Below are 15,674 nucleotides of genomic sequence, written 5' to 3' on the forward strand. Positions count from 1 at the left end.
TCATTCCCGCGGAGCGGCGGCCGTGGCGCGGCGCATGGCGCGCTGCATGCATTCCCAGCACACCTTCTGTGCCGAGGGGCCTGGCTTGTGGTCCCGGCCTGGTGTGGCATGCATCGCCGCATGCTCGATCCATGTGCCCAGCGTGCCGTGCCGGACTCCGTCATCGCTCCATTCACTGAAGCTGGTGCCGCCGTTGATCGTGACCTTCTTGTTGCCAGTCAGGTAGACGGTGTCCTCGGTGCTGACGATGTCGAAGTCTTTCAATGCGGTCGCCTCCAGGGTGTCGCCCTGCGCTTCGATGCGGATGTCGCCTGCCGATGCAAAGGCCTTGATGCCGCTCCTGAGCGCGAACATGCGCACGCCATGCGCGATGCTGGCGAGGAAGCGTCCTGCGGCGCTGACGGAGGCGTGGCCGCCGCTCGTGAACTGAGCGTGGCCACCGGTGTGGCTGTGCGAGCCTTGTGCTGCCGTGATGGCGATGCCCGCAGGACTGGCCAATACCAGATGAGGTTCTGCCAGTTCCGGGAACGTGTCTTCGCCTTTGCTTCGACCTTTGCCTGCGAGCGCGTCGTTCTGTTGCCCGATGGCCTTGGCGACAGTGGCCTGGTCGTCTTCCTTCTGCTGCGCCACGGCGATCTGCGCCGCGTTGGCGAGGCCTTCGATCTGGTCACGTGCCTGCACGAGCCGTTGCACGGTCTCGCCCATGTCCTTGGCGTGCCGAGCAGCACCGGCGCGGGCTTCGGTGGTGATGAGCAGTCCGTCCTGCGCGCGCAGCACGCCATGGCTGTCGGTGCGCAGCTCGAAGCCCTCGCCGCGTGGGTCCTTGCGCCCGGCGTTGTCTTCCACGCGCGTGATGAACCCCAGGCTCAGGCTCGAGCTCTGGTGGTCGCTCTTGAGCTGCGCCTGGATCCGGCCCTCGGTGTCGTCCATCAGCAGGTGGTTGGAGCGGCCCGCCGCACCGTTGCCGCCATCGGGCGTCAGCTCCCTGGACCGGAAGCCGCTCAGCGCGCCCTGGCCAGGCAGCGCCCACGGCGGCATGTTCACCTGGTTGTGCACGCGCCCCGTGCAGATCGGCAGGTCCGCATCGCCACCGATGAAGCTGACGACGACCTCCTGGCCGATGCGCGGCAGGTGGATGCCGCCCAGCTGGTTGCCCGCCCAGGGCGAGCTCACGCGCAGCCAGCAGCTGCTGTGCGCATCGCTGCCGCCGATGCGGTCCCAGGGAAACTGCACCTTGATGCGCCCGAGCGCGTCGGTCCAGAGGTTCTGTCCTTCGGGGCCGACGACCCGCGCGACCTGCGGGCCGTCGCAACGGGGCTTGCGCTGCGTCAGGGCGGGGCGAAGCGGCTCGGTGACCGGATGCGCTGTGAAGTCGACCTCGACCCGCCATTGCTGCTTTCTGCCGGAGGCTTCGCGGGGTTGGCTGTTCTCGCCGATGTCTTCGATGAGGAAGCGGGTGTCCAGCACGAGGTATTCGGCGTTGGCCTTCTCGCGAGGATGTCTGGTCAGCCTGAAGGTGCGCCCGGGCACCATGCCCCGGAGGTTGCCGCTGGCCTCGGCCCTGGCACCGTGGGTTCGAAGGGCCTGCATGCGCAGCAGGGCCAGCAGGTTGCCTTCGCTGCGAGGGTCGTGGGTGGCTGCATTGCCCGCGCCGGGCTGGGCGTAGTGGCTGCCACCCGTGCCAGCATGCCATTCGTAGACCTGCGCATCGGCATGGCCCGTGGGGCGTGGGTCCTTCCGGCTCGCACCCAGGTCGGCCCGCGGCCGGGTGTAGTCGTAGTCCCGTGTCGCATACCGCCCGCTCGCGAGATGGCTTGCGGGCACGAAGCTGTGGATGTACTCCGCATCGAGCTTCCAGCCTGGGGCGTGGTACTCGACCTCCCGGTACATGGCACTGTCTGCCTGCCCGTAAGCCCCCATCGCATCGCACAGCACCAGGCGGTGCGTGCCGTGCGAATGCTCGAAGTGGTAGCTGATGCCCCACTCCTGGCACAGCCGGCTGAAGAAGGCGAAGTCGCTCTCGTTGAACTGGGTCTGGTGGTCCCGCGTGGGATAGGTCTCTACCAGGCGCTTGTCCACCGGGAATGCGTAGTCCGCGAGCAGCGCGTCGAGGATCTGCACGACCGTCTGGTCCTGGAAGATCCTGCAGTCGGTGCGCAGCGTGGCCAGGTGCAGCCAGGGCCGCAGCGTGAGCTTGTACTGGACGTGGCGGCCTTCCTCGCCCCAGAGGGCCGCATCGGTGATGAGCGCGTTGATCTGGCGCAAGCGCGAGGCACCGTCGTCCAGGGCGATCTCGCAGCAGGCCTCGCGGCCGACGAACGCATCGAGATCGAAGTTCGCAGCCATCGACGCATCGAGGTTGGATGCATCGGGCGTCTTGAGCAGCAGCTCGTATTCGAAGAGGGCGTTCAGTGCCTCATGGCCCGACAGCCGCACGGGCTCCAATGCAGGACGGCCCTGGAGCTGAGGGATCGCGGAGGAGCTGACCGAGAGAGTGCGCGGCATCGACGACTTCCATGGCAAGGAACGTGGTCGAGGCAGTCTGCGCGGGCGTCACGGAGGGCTCTGCAAACAATGGTCAAACCACCCCGGAGGGTGGTCGAGAAAGCACCAGCAAGCGTGGAAAAGTGGAGCCGCGCAGCGCCACCGTTCCACGCTCGCGGCGTCAGGCGAGTGCCGGATAGTCCGTGTAGCCTTTCGCGCCGCCGCCGTACATGGTGGCCTTGTCGAGCTCGTTGAGCGGCGCGTTCTCGCGCAGGCGACGCACCAGGTCCGGGTTGGAGATGAAGGGCTTGCCGAAGGCGACGAGGTCGTCGCCTTCCTTCACGGCTTCCTCGGCCAGCGGACGGTCGTAGCCGTTGTTCACCATCCATGCGGCCTTGCCGCCGGCTTCGCGGTAGGCGGTCTTCAGCGCTTCGTAGTCGAAGGGACGGTCGGCGATCTCGCGCGGGCCGCCGGTGGCTCCTTCGATGATGTGGATGTACGCCAGGTTGAGTTGCGCGAGCTGCTTCACCACGTAGGTGAAGAGCGGCTGCGGATTGCTGTCGTGGATGTCGTTGGCCGGCGTCACGGGCGACAGGCGGATGCCGGTCTTGCCGCCACCCACCGCGTCGACCACGGCGCGCGTGGCTTCGAGCAGCAGGCGGGCGCGGTTCTCGATGCTGCCGCCGTAGTCGTCGGTGCGCTTGTTGCTGCCGTCCTTCAGGAACTGGTCGAGCAGGTAGCCGTTGGCGCCATGCAGTTCCACGCCGTCGAAGCCGGCGGTCTCGACCGCGCTGCGTGCGGCCACGGCAAAGGCGTGGACGATGCCCGGCAGTTCGCCAGCGTCGAGCGCACGCGGCTCGGAGGTGTCGACGAAGCCCGGCACGCCGTCCTTGATGAGCACGGTCTTGGTCTTGGCGGTGATGGCCGAAGGCGCCACGGGCTTTCCGCCACCGGGTTGCAGTTCGGTGTGCGACACGCGGCCCACGTGCCACAGCTGCACCACGATCTTGCCGCCCTCGGCATGCACCGCCTCGGTCACGCGCTTCCAGGCGTCGAGCTGTTCGGTGCCGTAGAGGCCGGGCACGTCGGAGTAGCCCTGGCCCTGGTGGCTGATGGCGGTGGCTTCGGTGATGAGCAGGCCTGCCGAGGCGCGCTGGGCGTAGTAGGTCGCGGCGATGTCGGGCGGGATCGCGTTGGGCGAGCGATTGCGCGTCAACGGCGCCATCACGATGCGGTTGGCGAGTTTCAGGTCACCGGCCTGGACGGGGTCGAAGAGGGAAGACATCGTGAAAAAGGAAGTCAGAGTTGAAACAGAGGCGAAGGCTAAGCGCCCGGCCTCAACCCTGCTGTCGCACGGTTGTCCCGATTGGTGCTAAAGGGGCGGCGCCAGAAGACGGGCCAGCTCGGCGGGATCCACCCGCACCGGCATGGCCAGCAGGATCTGGCCCATGCCCTTGCCCAGCGGGTCGTTGCGAAGCGACGCCATGCCGCCGCCGCCCAGCGCCTGCTCGCAGACGAAGTTGAAGGCGCCGATGCCCGGCACCTCATAGCGCGTGACGCGGCCCTTGACGAGGTGGGCCAGCCATTCGGCCACCCGCGCTTCGGTGAGTTGCGCGCGCAGCGTCGGCAGCAGGCCGGGGTGGCGCGCGATGACGCCGATGTTCGAGGTGTCGCCCTTGTCGCCGCTGCGGGCCCAGGCGACACGGATGAGGGGCACTTCGACGCTGTCCGCGGCCGGGGGTGCAACCTCGGTCGAGGAGGCCTTGCCGGGCGCGGCGACGATCTCGTCTGCAAACGCGACGTCGGAGCGTGGCAGCTCGATGCGCTCGCCCGCGATGTTCACCGTGGCCTGCACCTGCGACTTGTCGAGCAGGAATGCGTACTGCCGGATCGATGGCGACACCGAGGCCCGCCCGCCGCCCGCGCCGGTGGTGCCTGGAGCCCACGAGGTGCCGGCCGGCGCCACCTCGCGCGCGAAGAGCTCCAGCGCGTCCTTGCGTGGATGCGTCACCGCGAGCCGCAGCACGGCCTCGCGGATCTGCCGGGCCTGTGTCTGCGCGTGCGGTCCGTAGCACGACTCCGCGCCGAGCACTTCGAGCTGCGTGCCGCTGTAGTCGCCGAAGCCGTGTTGTGCAAGCAGGGCCGAGGTGCGGGCCAGGATCGCCTGGCCCGTGCGCTGCGCCTTGGCCACCGCGTCGAAGCCCACGATGGTGAGCTGCGCTGCCGTTTTGAAGCCATCGACATAGGTGGCGCTGACCTTGTAGCTCGCGGTCGGCGCACGGCCGCGTGCGCCGTGCACGCGCACGCGGTGTTCTCCGGCCTGTTCGATGCGCACCTGCGTGAAATCGGCCGTGACGTCGGGCAGCAGGTAGGCGGCGGGGTCGCCGATCTCGTAGAGCATCTGTTCGCCCACCACCGCCGGCGTGATCTTGCCGCCGGTGCCCGCGGGCTTGGTGACGACGAAGCTGCCGTCGGCGCTGCACTCGACGATGGGGTAGCCGATGCGGGGCCAGTCGGGCACGGTGTCCCAATCGGTGTGCAGGCCGCCGGTGGCCTGGCAGCCGCATTCGATGATGTGGCCCGCGAGGCTGCCGGCGGCCAGCAGGTCGAGGTGGCCGGGCTGCCACGCGAACTCGTGCATGAGCACGCCGAGCGTCACGGCCGAGTCCACGCAGCGGCCGGTGATGACCACCTGCGCGCCCGCGTCGAGCGCGGCCTGGATCGGGCGCGCGCCGAGGTATGCGTTGGCGGTGAGCACGCGCTCGGGCAGCGCGGCGCCGCTCTGCAGCTCGTGCACGGGCGGCTGCGCCTGTCGCAGCTGCGGCAGCAGGGGAGACACGTCGTCGCCGCTGACCACCGCGATCTTCACGGCGATGCCCTGCTCGGCGGCAAGCGCGGCGAGCGCGTCGGCGCAGCCTTGCGGATTGACGCCGCCCGCGTTGCTCACGACGCGGATGCCTTGCTTCACGACGTCCTTCAGCACGGCCTTCATGGCGACCGAGACGAAGTCGGTGGCGTAGCCCAGCTCGGGCTTCTTCAGCCGCGCGCCCGCAAGGATCGACATGGTGAGTTCGGCGAGGTAGTCGAACACGAGGTAGTCGATCTGCCCGCTGGCCACGAGCTGCGGTGCGCCCACGCTGCTGTCGCCCCAGAAGCCCGAGGCGCCGCCGATGCGGACGATGCGCCGGCCGTCGTCGTTCTTGCCGTTCATCGTCCGCTCCATTGCGGCTTGCGCTTCTCGCGGAAGGCGAGCTGTCCCTCGGCGGCGTCCTCGGTCAATGCGAAGAGGCCGATCTGGCTTTCGGTGAAGGCCATCGATTCCTCGAAGGCCATCGCCTCGATCTTCTTCATGGTGTACAGCCCGCGGCGGATGGCGGCAGGCGACTTGTCGAGCATTCGGCCGAGCAGCCAGTCGACGCTTTCGTCGACGTCGTCGCTCACGCGGTTCACGAGATGCAGCGCGAGCGCCTGTTCGGCGTCGATGGGCTCGCCGGTGATGCACATCTCGGCCAGCACCCGGCGCGGCAGAAGGCCGCCGAGCACGCTGAGCACCTGCGCGGGGAACACGCCGACCTTCACCTCGGGCAGCCCGAACACCGCATGGCGGCCGGCCACCGCCATGTCGCACATCGCCATGAGCCCCATGCCGCCGGCCATGCACGCGCCGTTGACGCGCGCGACCAGCGGCACGGTCGATTGCCGTGCCTGGCGGAAGAGGTTGGCCATGGCCTGGTACGGCGCGGCGTAGTCGAACCTGAAGGAGGTGCCGCTCTGCAGGTCGGCGCCGGCGCAGAAGGCGCGCGTGCCGGCACCGGTGATGACCACGGCGCGCACGGACGTGTCGGCATTGGCGCGGGCGAGGGCGTTGCCGAGGCCGGCGATCACCGCCGCGTCGAGGGCGTTGCGCCGCTCCTCGCGGTCGATGGTGAGCCACATGACGGGGCCGCGCATCTCTTCGCGCAGTTCGGTGGGGAGGCTGGAGGTCGATGGTTCGGGCATGCGGCCAGCGTCGCCCGAAAAAAAAGCCGCTTCATGCGGCTTGTGGCTGAAGCGGGCCGGGTTTTCCCTGAGGAGAACGACCGGCCGCGCCTTGGCGGTTGTTTCCGCCGATGGCTTACTTCAGCAGGCCTTCCGCCTTCAGCGCTTCCTGCACCGCGGGGCGGGCGCCCACGCGTGCATGCCAGGCTTGCAGGTTGGGGAAGCCGGAAATGTCGACGCCTGTGGGCTTGGTCCAGTTGGTGACGGTGAACAGGTAGCCGTCGGCCACGCTGAAGTGGTCGCCCATCAGGTACTGCTTGTTCGCCAGTTCGCTGTCGAGCCACTGGAAGCGCGACTTCAGCTTGTCCTTGAAGATGGTCTTCGCCTCTTCGGGCATGCCGGGGTTGAACAGCGGGCTGAAGCCCTTGTGCACTTCGGTGCCGATGAAGGTCAGCCACTCCTGAAGGCGGTAGCGCTGCATGGTGCCGGCAGCCGGTGCGAGGTTCTTGGTCGGCGCCAAGTCGGCGATGTACTGGAGGATGGCCGGGCCTTCGCGCAGGCGGGTGCCGTCGTCGAGCTCGAGCATGGGCACGTAGCCCAGCGGGTTGATGCCGTAGTAGTCGGTGCCGTCCTGGAGCTTGTGGCTTTTGGTGCTGGCCAGCACGGGTTCGACGGAAATGCCGGCTTCATGCAGCGCGATATGGGGCGACAGCGAGCAGGCGCCGGGCGAGTAATACAGCTTCATTCGATGACTCCAGTGGATGACGAGGTGATTGTTGTGAGAGACCGCAGCGGATGCTAGCGGATGCGGACGAATCGCGTTGCGTCGCGTTTTTGTCCTACGGGTGCATGCGCGGGCCGACTATCGGGCGTTCGCACGTCGGTTTCTAAGCTTCGTTGCACGGCGGGCAAGGGCCTGTCGAAGGAGCATGTGAATGTTGAAGTACGCAATCATCTTCGCGGTCATCTCGCTGGTGGCCGGTCTGCTGGGCTTCGGTGGCGTGGCCGCCGGTGCCGCCGGCATTGCCAAGCTGCTGTTCGGCCTGTTCCTGGTGCTGGCCGTGCTGTTCGTGGTGCTTGCTGCGCTCGGCGTGGGCGCGGTGAAGAAAGCGCTCGACTGACGGCCTGACCAGCGAAAACTGCCATGCACATCTCGCACGTCGACGCGCAACTCGACTACGAAGTCTGCGCGCCTGCGCACATGCTGCTGAACATCGAAGCGGCGCGCTCGGGGGCGCAGGCCCTGGTCAACGAAGAGCTGACCATCGAGCCGCCGACCGAGATGAAAGTGTTCTGCGACGAATCGAGCGGTAACCGCTTCATCCGGTTCGACGCGCAACCCGGTCCGCTGAAGATCAGCTACAAGGCCACGGTGCAACGGGCGCATGTGCTGGTTCCGCACGACCTTCAGGAGGTGCCGGTCAATGCGGTGCCCGACGAGGTGCTGCACTACATGATGCCGACGCGCTACTGCGAGTCGGACCTGATGTCGCGCTGCGCCCAGCAGCTGTTCGGCGACCTGCCGCCCGGCATCGGGCGCGTGCAGGCGATCGTCGACTGGATCCACGACAGCATCGCCTACGAGCCCGGCTCCAGCGACTCGACGACCACCGCACGCGAGGTGTTCGTGGAACGCGCCGGCGTGTGCCGCGACTTCGCGCACCTGGGCATCACCTTCTGCCGCGCGCTGAACATTCCAGCGCGGCTGGTGGTGGGCTATGTGTGGTTCGACGAGCCGCCGCAGGACTTCCACGCCGTGTTCGAAGCCTGGATCGGCGGCCAGTGGGTGCTGTTCGATCCGACGCGCATGGCGCCGGTCGACCGCCTCGTGCGCGTGGGAACGGGCCGCGACGCGAAGGACGTGGCCTTCTGCACGATCTTCGGCAACGTGCGCATGACCGGCAAGAAACTGGCGATTCTCGAGCTGCAGGACGAGAGCCTGCAGCCCTCGAAGGCGCCGCCGCCCACGGGCGCATTGGTGGGCATCGAAAAGCCGGTGCCAGTGGTGCAGGTGGCGGAAGTCACCGGCTGACGTGTGTTGTTTGCTCTTAAAAAGATAGCAAACTTGTCAACGAAGACGGGCGCTGCCGCCCAATTTGGCAGGCCTCTCTAGCTTGCCCACACAGCAGGCGCGAACGACCCCCGGCGATTAAAATTAGCGCCCCTTTTTGCGCCGCGCACGCGTCAGTTGTGCGCCCCCATTCAAATGCTGTACCCCGAAGAATTCGACGTGATCGTCGTCGGCGGTGGCCACGCCGGCACCGAAGCCGCGCTTGCTGCCGCGCGCATGGGCGCCAAGACGCTGCTGCTCTCCCACAACATCGAGACGCTCGGGCAGATGAGCTGCAACCCGTCGATCGGCGGGATCGGCAAGGGTCATCTGGTGAAGGAGGTCGACGCGCTCGGCGGCGCGATGGCCATCGCCACCGATGAGGCCGGCATCCAGTTTCGCATTCTCAATTCGAGCAAGGGCCCGGCCGTGCGGGCCACCCGTGCGCAGGCGGATCGCGTGTTGTACAAGGCCGCGATCCGCCACCGCCTCGAGAATCAGCCGAATCTGAGCCTGTTCCAGCAAGCCGTCGACGACCTGATGGTGGAGGGTGATCGCGTGGTCGGCGCCGTCACGCAGGTGGGCATCGCCTTTCGTGCGCGCACCGTCGTACTTACCGCGGGCACCTTCCTCGATGGCCGCATCCATGTGGGCCTGGACAACTACCAGGCTGGCCGTGCCGGCGATCCGCCGGCCATCAGCCTGTCGGCGCGGCTGAAGGAGCTGAGGCTGCCGCAAGGCCGCTTGAAGACCGGGACGCCGCCGCGCCTGGATGGCCGCAGCATCGACTTCTCGAAATGCACCGAGCAACCGGGCGACGGCATGCCCGGTGGGGCAGGGCCGATGCCGGTGTTCAGCTTCATGGGCCGCGCAGACATGCATCCTCAGCAGATGGCCTGCTGGATCACCCACACCAACGCGCGCACGCACGACATCATCCGTTCGGGCTTCGACCGCAGCCCGATGTTCACCGGCAAGATCGACGGCGTGGGTCCGCGCTACTGCCCGAGCGTGGAAGACAAGATCAACCGCTTTGCGGACAAGGAAAGCCATCAGATTTTCCTGGAACCGGAAGGCCTGACGACCAACGAGTACTACCCGAACGGGATCTCGACCAGCCTGCCTTTCGATATCCAGTACCAGCTCGTGCGTTCGATGCCCGGACTGGAGAACGCCCACATTCTGCGTCCCGGCTACGCCATCGAATACGACTACTTCGATCCGCGAGAACTCAAGAGCAGCTTCGAGACGCGTGCGATCCAGGGCCTGTTCTTCGCCGGGCAGATCAACGGGACGACCGGTTACGAGGAGGCCGCGGCCCAGGGACTGTTCGCCGGCATCAACGCGGCGCTGCAGTGCAGGGGCGAGGCCGCCTGGCTGCCACGTCGGGACGAGGCCTATCTGGGTGTGCTGGTCGACGACCTGATCACCAAGGGCGTGACCGAGCCTTACCGCATGTTCACCAGCCGCGCCGAGTTCCGTTTGCAGCTGCGCGAAGACAACGCCGACATGAGATTGACGGAAGCAGGGCGCAGGCTGGGACTCGTGGACGACGCGCGTTGGGATGCGTTCAGCCGGAAACGCGATGCTGTTTCACGTGAAACAGAGCGGCTCAAGTCGATCTGGGTGAACCCGCGCAATCTGTCTGCATCCGAGTCGGAACGCGTGCTGGGCAAGGCCATCGACCATGAATACAACCTCGCAGACCTCTTGCGCCGGCCCGACGTGAGCTACGAAACGTTGATGTCCCTGGATGGTGGAAAGTACGGTGCGGCTGACACCTTGAATGCGACCGAGATCGAACAGATCGAGATTTCGGCAAAGTACTCGGGCTACATCGAGCGCCAGCACGATGAGGTCGAGCGTGCCGCGCACTTCGAAAACCTGAAGCTGCCGGCCGACTTCGATTACGGGCAGGTCAAGGCGCTGAGTTTTGAAGTGCGCCAGAAGCTCGACAAGCACCGCCCCGAGACCCTCGGTTTGGCTTCGCGGATCTCCGGCGTCACGCCAGCCGCGATCTCGTTGCTGATGATTCATCTGCGCAAAGGGGGGCATAAGGCCTTCGCCCGTGACGCTGCTGCCACGGAAGCTGCTGCCGAATGATCGCCCCGATCGATACGCTGCGCGCAGGCGCCAGCGCGCTGGGCGTTGCGCTTTCGGACAGGCAGGCGGACCAGCTGCTGGCGTATGGCACGCTCATGCTCAAGTGGAACAAGGTCTACAACCTGACGGCACTGCGCGATCCTGCCAGTGTGCTCACGCACCACCTGCTCGACAGCCTCGCGGCGGTCGCTCCGCTGCAGCGCGAATGGGCAGGGAAGGGCAAGCTCCTGGATGTGGGCTCCGGCGGTGGGTTGCCCGGCGTGGTGATCGCCATCATGCGGCCCGACCTGGAGGTGAGCTGCCTCGATGCCGTCGCGAAGAAGGCGGCTTTCGTGCAGCAGGTGTCGGCGGAGTTGGAGTTGCCTAACCTGCGGGGTCTCCATGCGCGGGTCGAGCTGCTCGACGGCAGCTACGAGGTGATCAGCTCTCGCGCCTTCGCCTCGCTTCCGGATTTCTTCAACGGCTCGATGAAGCTGTTGGCGCCAGGCGGCGTCTGGTTGGCCATGAAGGGCAAGGTACCCGGCGACGAACTCGCTGCGTTGGCTTCAGGCGTGTCGGTGTTTCACGTGGAACAACTGGCGGTTCCAGGCCTCGATGCCGAGCGCTGCATTGTCTGGGCGCGCAAAGAAGCGCCCTGAAAGGCGCGTGGGACGGTCGCTTGCTCGGCTCCGCCCGCACGCACGCACGATACGGTTCGATTCGGTAAAAGAGGCGTCGGCACTGGCAAATGCGAGTGCCTGAACAGCCCTCCGGACGCCATGCTCGCTTAGACTCGATGCCTCTTTCTCGTCTGTTCACCAGCTCTCTTTCTGAGGCATTCCCATGTTCGGCATCGCTGACTACGGCGCATTCGTCGCCGCCATCATCCTGTTTCTCCTGATTCCCGGTCCGGGCAATCTGGCGCTGATCACCTCGACCAGCAAGGGCGGGATGCGTGGCGGGCTGGCTGCAACGTCCGGCGTCATCCTGGGTGACCAGTGCCTGATGTGGGCCGCGGTGGCCGGCGTGTCCGCCGTGCTGGCCGCATACCCGGCGGCGTTCAAGGCCGTGCAATGGCTGGGCGCTGGCTATCTGGCGTGGCTCGGCATCAAGATGCTGCTGGCCAAGCCGGGCTCGGCACCGATCCTGAACATCAAGCCCAGCCACTTCCTGCGCCAGGCCTTTGCGATCACCCTGCTGAACCCGAAGGCGATCGTGTTCTACATGGCCTTCTTTCCGCTGTTCGTCGACCCGGCCCGCCACCAGGGCCTGATCACCTTCGGTGCCATGGCAATCACCATTGCCGTGCTGACTTTTCTGTACGGCCTGACTTCGACGCTGCTGACGCACTTCCTGGCCGAACGCATCCGTGCCAATCCCCGCATCTCGACCACGCTCGAGAAGCTGGCCGGCACCTTTTTGATCGCCTTCGGCGTCAAGCTCGCAATTTCCCGCTGACCGACCTCCCGTACTGACATGGCCAAGATTTTCTGCATCGCCAACCAAAAGGGCGGCGTCGGCAAGACCACCACCACCGTCAATCTCGCGGCCGGTCTGGCCAAGGTCGGCCAGCGCGTGCTGATGATCGACCTCGACCCGCAGGGCAATGCCACCATGGGTTCGGGCATCGACAAGCGGCAGCTCGAGCTGACGGTGTACGACGTGCTGCTCGAATCGGCGTCGGTGGCCGAGGCGCGCGTCAAGGCCGACAAGCTGGTGGAGGGCGGTTGCGGCTACGACGTGCTGGGCGCCAACCGGGAATTGGCCGGCGCCGAGGTGGAAATGGTCGCGCTCGACCGCCGCGAGAAGCGCCTGCGGACCGCGCTGGCCGCAGTCGGGGCAGAGTACGACTTCGTGCTGATCGACTGCCCGCCGTCGCTGAGCCTGTTGACGCTGAACGGGCTGTGCGCCGCGCACGGCGTGATCGTGCCGATGCAGTGCGAGTACTTCGCGCTCGAAGGGCTGACCGACCTGGTCAACACCATCAAGCAGGTGCACGCCAACCTCAACAAGAACCTGCAGATCATCGGCCTGCTGCGTGTGATGTTCGATCCGCGCATCACGCTGCAGCAGCAGGTGAGCGAGCAGCTCAAGTCCCATTTCGGCGACAAGGTGTTCGACACCGTGATCCCGCGCAATGTCCGACTGGCGGAAGCCCCGAGCTACGGGCTTCCCGGCGTGGTGTTCGACCCGGCCGCGCGCGGCAGCCAGGCGTTCATTGCATTCGCTCAGGAACTGGTCGAGAAGATGCCTCCCGCCAGCGCATTCGCGCCGGGCGCCGTGGCGCCAGCTGTTTCGCCGGTCGACCGCATCGCGCCGGATCTGTCGATCCCGCAAGACGTGCTGGCCCCGGCTTCTTCGCCGGACGCTACCACCAGCGAAAACAATGCCTGACCCGCATCTGCACTTGATATTTTGCTATCAAAATAATAGCAAAAAGCATCGATGACCGCGCCCCGCATCCTGTTGCTGCCCGGTTGGCAGAACAGTAGCCCCGGACATTGGCAGACCCGCTGGGAAGCCGTGCACGGTGATCTTCGCGTCGACCAGCATGAATGGATGCGGCCGCTGCGTGGCGACTGGTCGATCCAGCTGGAGGAGGCGGTGCTGGCGGCGCCGGGCCAGGTGGTCTTCGCGGCGCACAGCCTCGGTTGCATCCTCGTCGCGGCCTGGGCCGCCCACTCGCGCAACACGCACAAGGTGCGCGGCGCGCTGCTGGTGGCGCCTGGCGATCTCGAACGCGACGACATGCGCCAGCTGATTCCCGGCTGGGCGCCGATCGTGCGCGAGCCGCTGCCGTTCCCGGCAGTGCTGATCGCCGCCAACGACGACCCGTACTGCGACGCTGCGCGTTCGCGCCAGCTTGCGGCCGACTGGGGCGCGCGCTTTGTCGATGCCGGCGCGCGCGGCCACCTGAATGCCGAATCCGGCCTGGGCGACTGGCCTGAAGGCCGGCAACTACTGAACGAAATCTCGAAAGACACGCACTGATGGCGACCAAGAAACCCAAGGGCCTCGGCCGCGGCCTCGAAGCGCTGCTCGGCCCCACCGCTGCGCCTTCCGCCGACCGTGACAACACCGGCAGCGCGGGCCCGGAAGATCGCGGTGCACCGAGGGAGCCCAACACGCTGATGCTCGACCAGATGGTGGCCGGCGTGTACCAGCCGCGCACGCGAATGGACGAAGGCGCGCTGTACGAACTGGCCGAGAGCATCAAGGTGCAGGGCATCATGCAGCCGATCCTGGTGCGCCGGCTCGACCCCGAATCGGCCGCCGCCAAGAACGCCGAGTACGAAATCATCGCGGGCGAACGGCGTTTCCGTGCCGCGAAGCTCGCGGGCCTCGACAGCGTGCCGGTGCTGGTGCGCGACGTGCCCAACGAAGCCGCGGCGGCGATGTCGCTCATCGAGAACATCCAGCGCGAAGACCTCAACCCGCTGGAAGAGGCGCAGGGCCTGCAGCGCCTGGTCAACGAGTTCGGCCTTACCCACGAGCAGGCGGCGCAGGCCGTGGGGCGTTCGCGCAGCGCCGCCAGCAACCTGCTGCGCCTGCTGAACCTTGCCGAGCCCGCGCAGCAGATGCTGATGGCCGGCGACATCGACATGGGCCACGCGCGTGCATTGCTGGCGCTCGACCGCGGCACGCAGATCACCGCGGCCAACCAGATCGCCGCCAAGAAGATGTCGGTGCGCGAGGCCGAGGCGCTGGTGAAGAAGCTCGCCGCCGAGTTCACGCTCACGCCCTCGCGGCGCAGCAATGACGGCGAGAAATCGCGCGACCTGCAACGCGTCGAGGAAGAGCTCGCCGACCTGCTCACGGCCGAGGTCGAGGTCCGCATCAAGAAGCGCACCAAGCGCGGCGGCAAGGTGGAGGAGAGCGGCGAGCTGGCCATCCACTTCGGCTCGATCGATGCCCTCAACGGGCTGATCGAGCGCATCCGCCGAACGGCATAGATCGCCGGTGCCCGGAGGCCGGGTTGTGAACGCCGTGTCGGGCATTCGTTTGATTGATTCCTGCAATCCTTTGCGCTTATCCTCGACCGCTGGCTTTCCAACCCAAATCTCTGAACACAGAGGGAGTCCACCCATGCAGCTCACCAGGTTCCCGCTTGCGGCCATTGCCGCGGGCGCCTTCTTTCTCACCGGTTGCGCCACCACCGACATGCAGATGGGCAGCCAGTCGGCCAAGACCATGGCCACCGGCAGCGCCGCAGGCGGCGCCACTTCCGGCGAGAGCAGCCAGCTCGAGCGTTGCGAGTCGCCGCTGGGCACCGTGTCGCTGATCGAGAACCAGAGCGCAGGGTGGTACACCATCCTTACCGGCGAATACCGCCTGCCGCCCACGGCCAACCTGCTGCGCCTGCTGGTGCAGCAGTCGAACTGCTTCATCGTCGTGGAACGCGGCGCTGCCGGCATGAACGCCATGACGCGCGAGCGTGCACTGCAGCAGTCGGGCGAGATGCGCGGCGGCAGCAACTTCGGCCGCGGCCAGATGGTCGCTTCCGACTACGGCCTGTCGCCCGAGATCGTGTTCAGCAACAGCGACGCAGGCGGCATCGGTGGCGCGCTCGGCGGCCTGGTGGGTGGCGGCCGCGGCCGTGCCCTGGCGGCCGTCGGCGGCAGCATGCAGACCAAGGAAGCCAGCGCACTGCTGACCCTCATCGACAACCGCTCGGGCGTGCAGGTGGCAGCCTCGGAGGGCAGCGCGTCCAAGACCGACTTCGGCGCCTTCGGCGGGCTGGTCGGCCGCAGCGGCGGCGGTGGCCTGGGCGGCTACACCAACACCGCACAGGGCAAGGTGATCGCGGCGGCCTTCATGGACGCCTTCAACCAGATGGTCCGTTCGCTGCGCAACTACAAGGCGCAGACGGTGCGCGGCCAGGGCCTCGGCGGCGGTGGCCGCCTGGGCGTGGACGGCGGCGCGGCACCGTCGCAGACCTATGTGCCTGCAGAGAAGGCACCGCCGGCACGTCGGCGCAGCAACAACAACTGAGATCAGCAAAGCACGGCAACTGCAAAGCAGAAAGCCCGGCGACTCTTGCGAGCCGCCGGGCTTTTTTTAATGGGCACGCCGGACGCGC

14 protein-coding genes are annotated in these 15,674 nt (G+C 66.9%); 9 read left to right on the top strand and 5 right to left on the bottom strand.

The genetic code is table 11. The features are described 5' to 3' along the window. The 5 genes from AACL56_RS02815 to gstA form a co-directional block, all read right to left on the bottom strand. Positions 1 to 2,505 carry a type VI secretion system Vgr family protein gene (locus AACL56_RS02815; protein WP_339088314.1) on the bottom strand — a complete coding sequence of 835 codons (2,505 nt, stop codon included), beginning with the start codon at positions 2,503 to 2,505 and terminating at the stop codon, positions 1 to 3. 160 nt (positions 2,506 to 2,665) lie between these two features. Beyond that, the gene (locus AACL56_RS02820) at positions 2,666 to 3,769 is read right to left on the bottom strand and encodes an alkene reductase (RefSeq protein ID WP_339088315.1); all 1,104 of its coding nucleotides are present in this window, start codon (positions 3,767 to 3,769) and stop codon (positions 2,666 to 2,668) included. Between the two features lie 87 nt (positions 3,770 to 3,856). Continuing rightward, on the bottom strand, positions 3,857 to 5,695 hold the full coding sequence (locus tag AACL56_RS02825) for an acyclic terpene utilization AtuA family protein (RefSeq protein WP_339088316.1): 1,839 nt from the start codon (positions 5,693 to 5,695) through the stop codon (positions 3,857 to 3,859). After that, positions 5,692 to 6,483, bottom strand: a complete 792-nt coding sequence (locus AACL56_RS02830) for an enoyl-CoA hydratase/isomerase family protein (RefSeq protein WP_339088317.1) — start codon at positions 6,481 to 6,483, stop codon at positions 5,692 to 5,694. Before AACL56_RS02830 ends, AACL56_RS02825 begins: the two co-directional genes overlap by 4 nt. Positions 6,484 to 6,598: 115 nt before the next feature. Then, the gene (gene gstA, locus AACL56_RS02835) at positions 6,599 to 7,207 is read right to left on the bottom strand and encodes a glutathione transferase GstA (protein WP_339088318.1); all 609 of its coding nucleotides are present in this window, start codon (positions 7,205 to 7,207) and stop codon (positions 6,599 to 6,601) included. A gap of 190 nt (positions 7,208 to 7,397) precedes the next feature. Between gstA and AACL56_RS02840 the strand changes: the two genes are divergently transcribed. The 9 genes from AACL56_RS02840 (at position 7,398) to AACL56_RS02880 (ending at position 15,586) form a co-directional block, all read left to right on the top strand. Next, positions 7,398 to 7,583, top strand: coding sequence for a DUF1328 family protein (locus AACL56_RS02840; RefSeq protein ID WP_013538518.1), 186 nt, complete (start codon positions 7,398 to 7,400; stop codon positions 7,581 to 7,583). 23 nt (positions 7,584 to 7,606) lie between these two features. Then, the gene (locus AACL56_RS02845; protein ID WP_339088320.1) at positions 7,607 to 8,494 is read left to right on the top strand and encodes a transglutaminase-like domain-containing protein; all 888 of its coding nucleotides are present in this window, start codon (positions 7,607 to 7,609) and stop codon (positions 8,492 to 8,494) included. 174 nt (positions 8,495 to 8,668) lie between these two features. Further along, complete coding sequence (mnmG, locus tag AACL56_RS02850) at positions 8,669 to 10,615, top strand: tRNA uridine-5-carboxymethylaminomethyl(34) synthesis enzyme MnmG (RefSeq protein WP_339088321.1); 1,947 nt, start codon at positions 8,669 to 8,671, stop codon at positions 10,613 to 10,615. Further along, a complete protein-coding gene (rsmG, locus tag AACL56_RS02855) occupies positions 10,612 to 11,253 on the top strand; it encodes a 16S rRNA (guanine(527)-N(7))-methyltransferase RsmG (RefSeq protein ID WP_339088322.1) in 642 nt (213 codons plus the stop codon). Before mnmG ends, rsmG begins: the two co-directional genes overlap by 4 nt. A 184-nt stretch (positions 11,254 to 11,437) precedes the next feature. Further along, positions 11,438 to 12,052 (top strand): LysE family transporter, encoded by a 615-nt coding sequence (locus tag AACL56_RS02860; RefSeq protein WP_339088323.1) that lies wholly within the window; start codon positions 11,438 to 11,440, stop codon positions 12,050 to 12,052. A gap of 18 nt (positions 12,053 to 12,070) precedes the next feature. Further along, on the top strand, positions 12,071 to 12,988 hold the full coding sequence (locus tag AACL56_RS02865; RefSeq protein ID WP_339088324.1) for a ParA family protein: 918 nt from the start codon (positions 12,071 to 12,073) through the stop codon (positions 12,986 to 12,988). A gap of 51 nt (positions 12,989 to 13,039) precedes the next feature. Further along, a complete protein-coding gene (locus AACL56_RS02870) occupies positions 13,040 to 13,585 on the top strand; it encodes an RBBP9/YdeN family alpha/beta hydrolase (RefSeq protein WP_339088325.1) in 546 nt (181 codons plus the stop codon). Continuing rightward, positions 13,585 to 14,547 carry a ParB/RepB/Spo0J family partition protein gene (locus AACL56_RS02875; RefSeq protein ID WP_339088326.1) on the top strand — a complete coding sequence of 321 codons (963 nt, stop codon included), beginning with the start codon at positions 13,585 to 13,587 and terminating at the stop codon, positions 14,545 to 14,547. Before AACL56_RS02870 ends, AACL56_RS02875 begins: the two co-directional genes overlap by 1 nt. 133 nt (positions 14,548 to 14,680) lie before the next feature. Continuing rightward, positions 14,681 to 15,586 carry a CsgG/HfaB family protein gene (locus AACL56_RS02880; protein WP_339088327.1) on the top strand — a complete coding sequence of 302 codons (906 nt, stop codon included), beginning with the start codon at positions 14,681 to 14,683 and terminating at the stop codon, positions 15,584 to 15,586. The last annotated feature ends 88 nt before the right edge of the window (positions 15,587 to 15,674 follow it).

It is taken from the genome of Variovorax paradoxus (genome assembly GCF_902712855.1).
Classification (GTDB): domain Bacteria; phylum Pseudomonadota; class Gammaproteobacteria; order Burkholderiales; family Burkholderiaceae_C; genus Variovorax; species Variovorax paradoxus_Q.

What these genes read in the sequence shown, in the direction of transcription:
- AACL56_RS02845 (WP_339088320.1), top strand. Translation starts at nt 7,607, where the DNA reads ATGCACATCTCGCACGTCGACGCGCAACTCGACTACGAAGTCTGCGCG.
- gstA (WP_339088318.1), bottom strand. Translation starts at nt 7,207, where the DNA reads ATGAAGCTGTATTACTCGCCCGGCGCCTGCTCGCTGTCGCCCCATATC.
- rsmG (WP_339088322.1), top strand. Translation starts at nt 10,612, where the DNA reads ATGATCGCCCCGATCGATACGCTGCGCGCAGGCGCCAGCGCGCTGGGC.
- AACL56_RS02820 (WP_339088315.1), bottom strand. Translation starts at nt 3,769, where the DNA reads ATGTCTTCCCTCTTCGACCCCGTCCAGGCCGGTGACCTGAAACTCGCC.
- AACL56_RS02865 (WP_339088324.1), top strand. Translation starts at nt 12,071, where the DNA reads ATGGCCAAGATTTTCTGCATCGCCAACCAAAAGGGCGGCGTCGGCAAG.
- AACL56_RS02815 (WP_339088314.1), bottom strand. Translation starts at nt 2,505, where the DNA reads ATGCCGCGCACTCTCTCGGTCAGCTCCTCCGCGATCCCTCAGCTCCAG.
- AACL56_RS02825 (WP_339088316.1), bottom strand. Translation starts at nt 5,695, where the DNA reads ATGAACGGCAAGAACGACGACGGCCGGCGCATCGTCCGCATCGGCGGC.
- AACL56_RS02870 (WP_339088325.1), top strand. Translation starts at nt 13,040, where the DNA reads ATGACCGCGCCCCGCATCCTGTTGCTGCCCGGTTGGCAGAACAGTAGC.
- AACL56_RS02875 (WP_339088326.1), top strand. Translation starts at nt 13,585, where the DNA reads ATGGCGACCAAGAAACCCAAGGGCCTCGGCCGCGGCCTCGAAGCGCTG.
- AACL56_RS02830 (WP_339088317.1), bottom strand. Translation starts at nt 6,483, where the DNA reads ATGCCCGAACCATCGACCTCCAGCCTCCCCACCGAACTGCGCGAAGAG.
- AACL56_RS02840 (WP_013538518.1), top strand. Translation starts at nt 7,398, where the DNA reads ATGTTGAAGTACGCAATCATCTTCGCGGTCATCTCGCTGGTGGCCGGT.
- AACL56_RS02860 (WP_339088323.1), top strand. Translation starts at nt 11,438, where the DNA reads ATGTTCGGCATCGCTGACTACGGCGCATTCGTCGCCGCCATCATCCTG.
- mnmG (WP_339088321.1), top strand. Translation starts at nt 8,669, where the DNA reads ATGCTGTACCCCGAAGAATTCGACGTGATCGTCGTCGGCGGTGGCCAC.
- AACL56_RS02880 (WP_339088327.1), top strand. Translation starts at nt 14,681, where the DNA reads ATGCAGCTCACCAGGTTCCCGCTTGCGGCCATTGCCGCGGGCGCCTTC.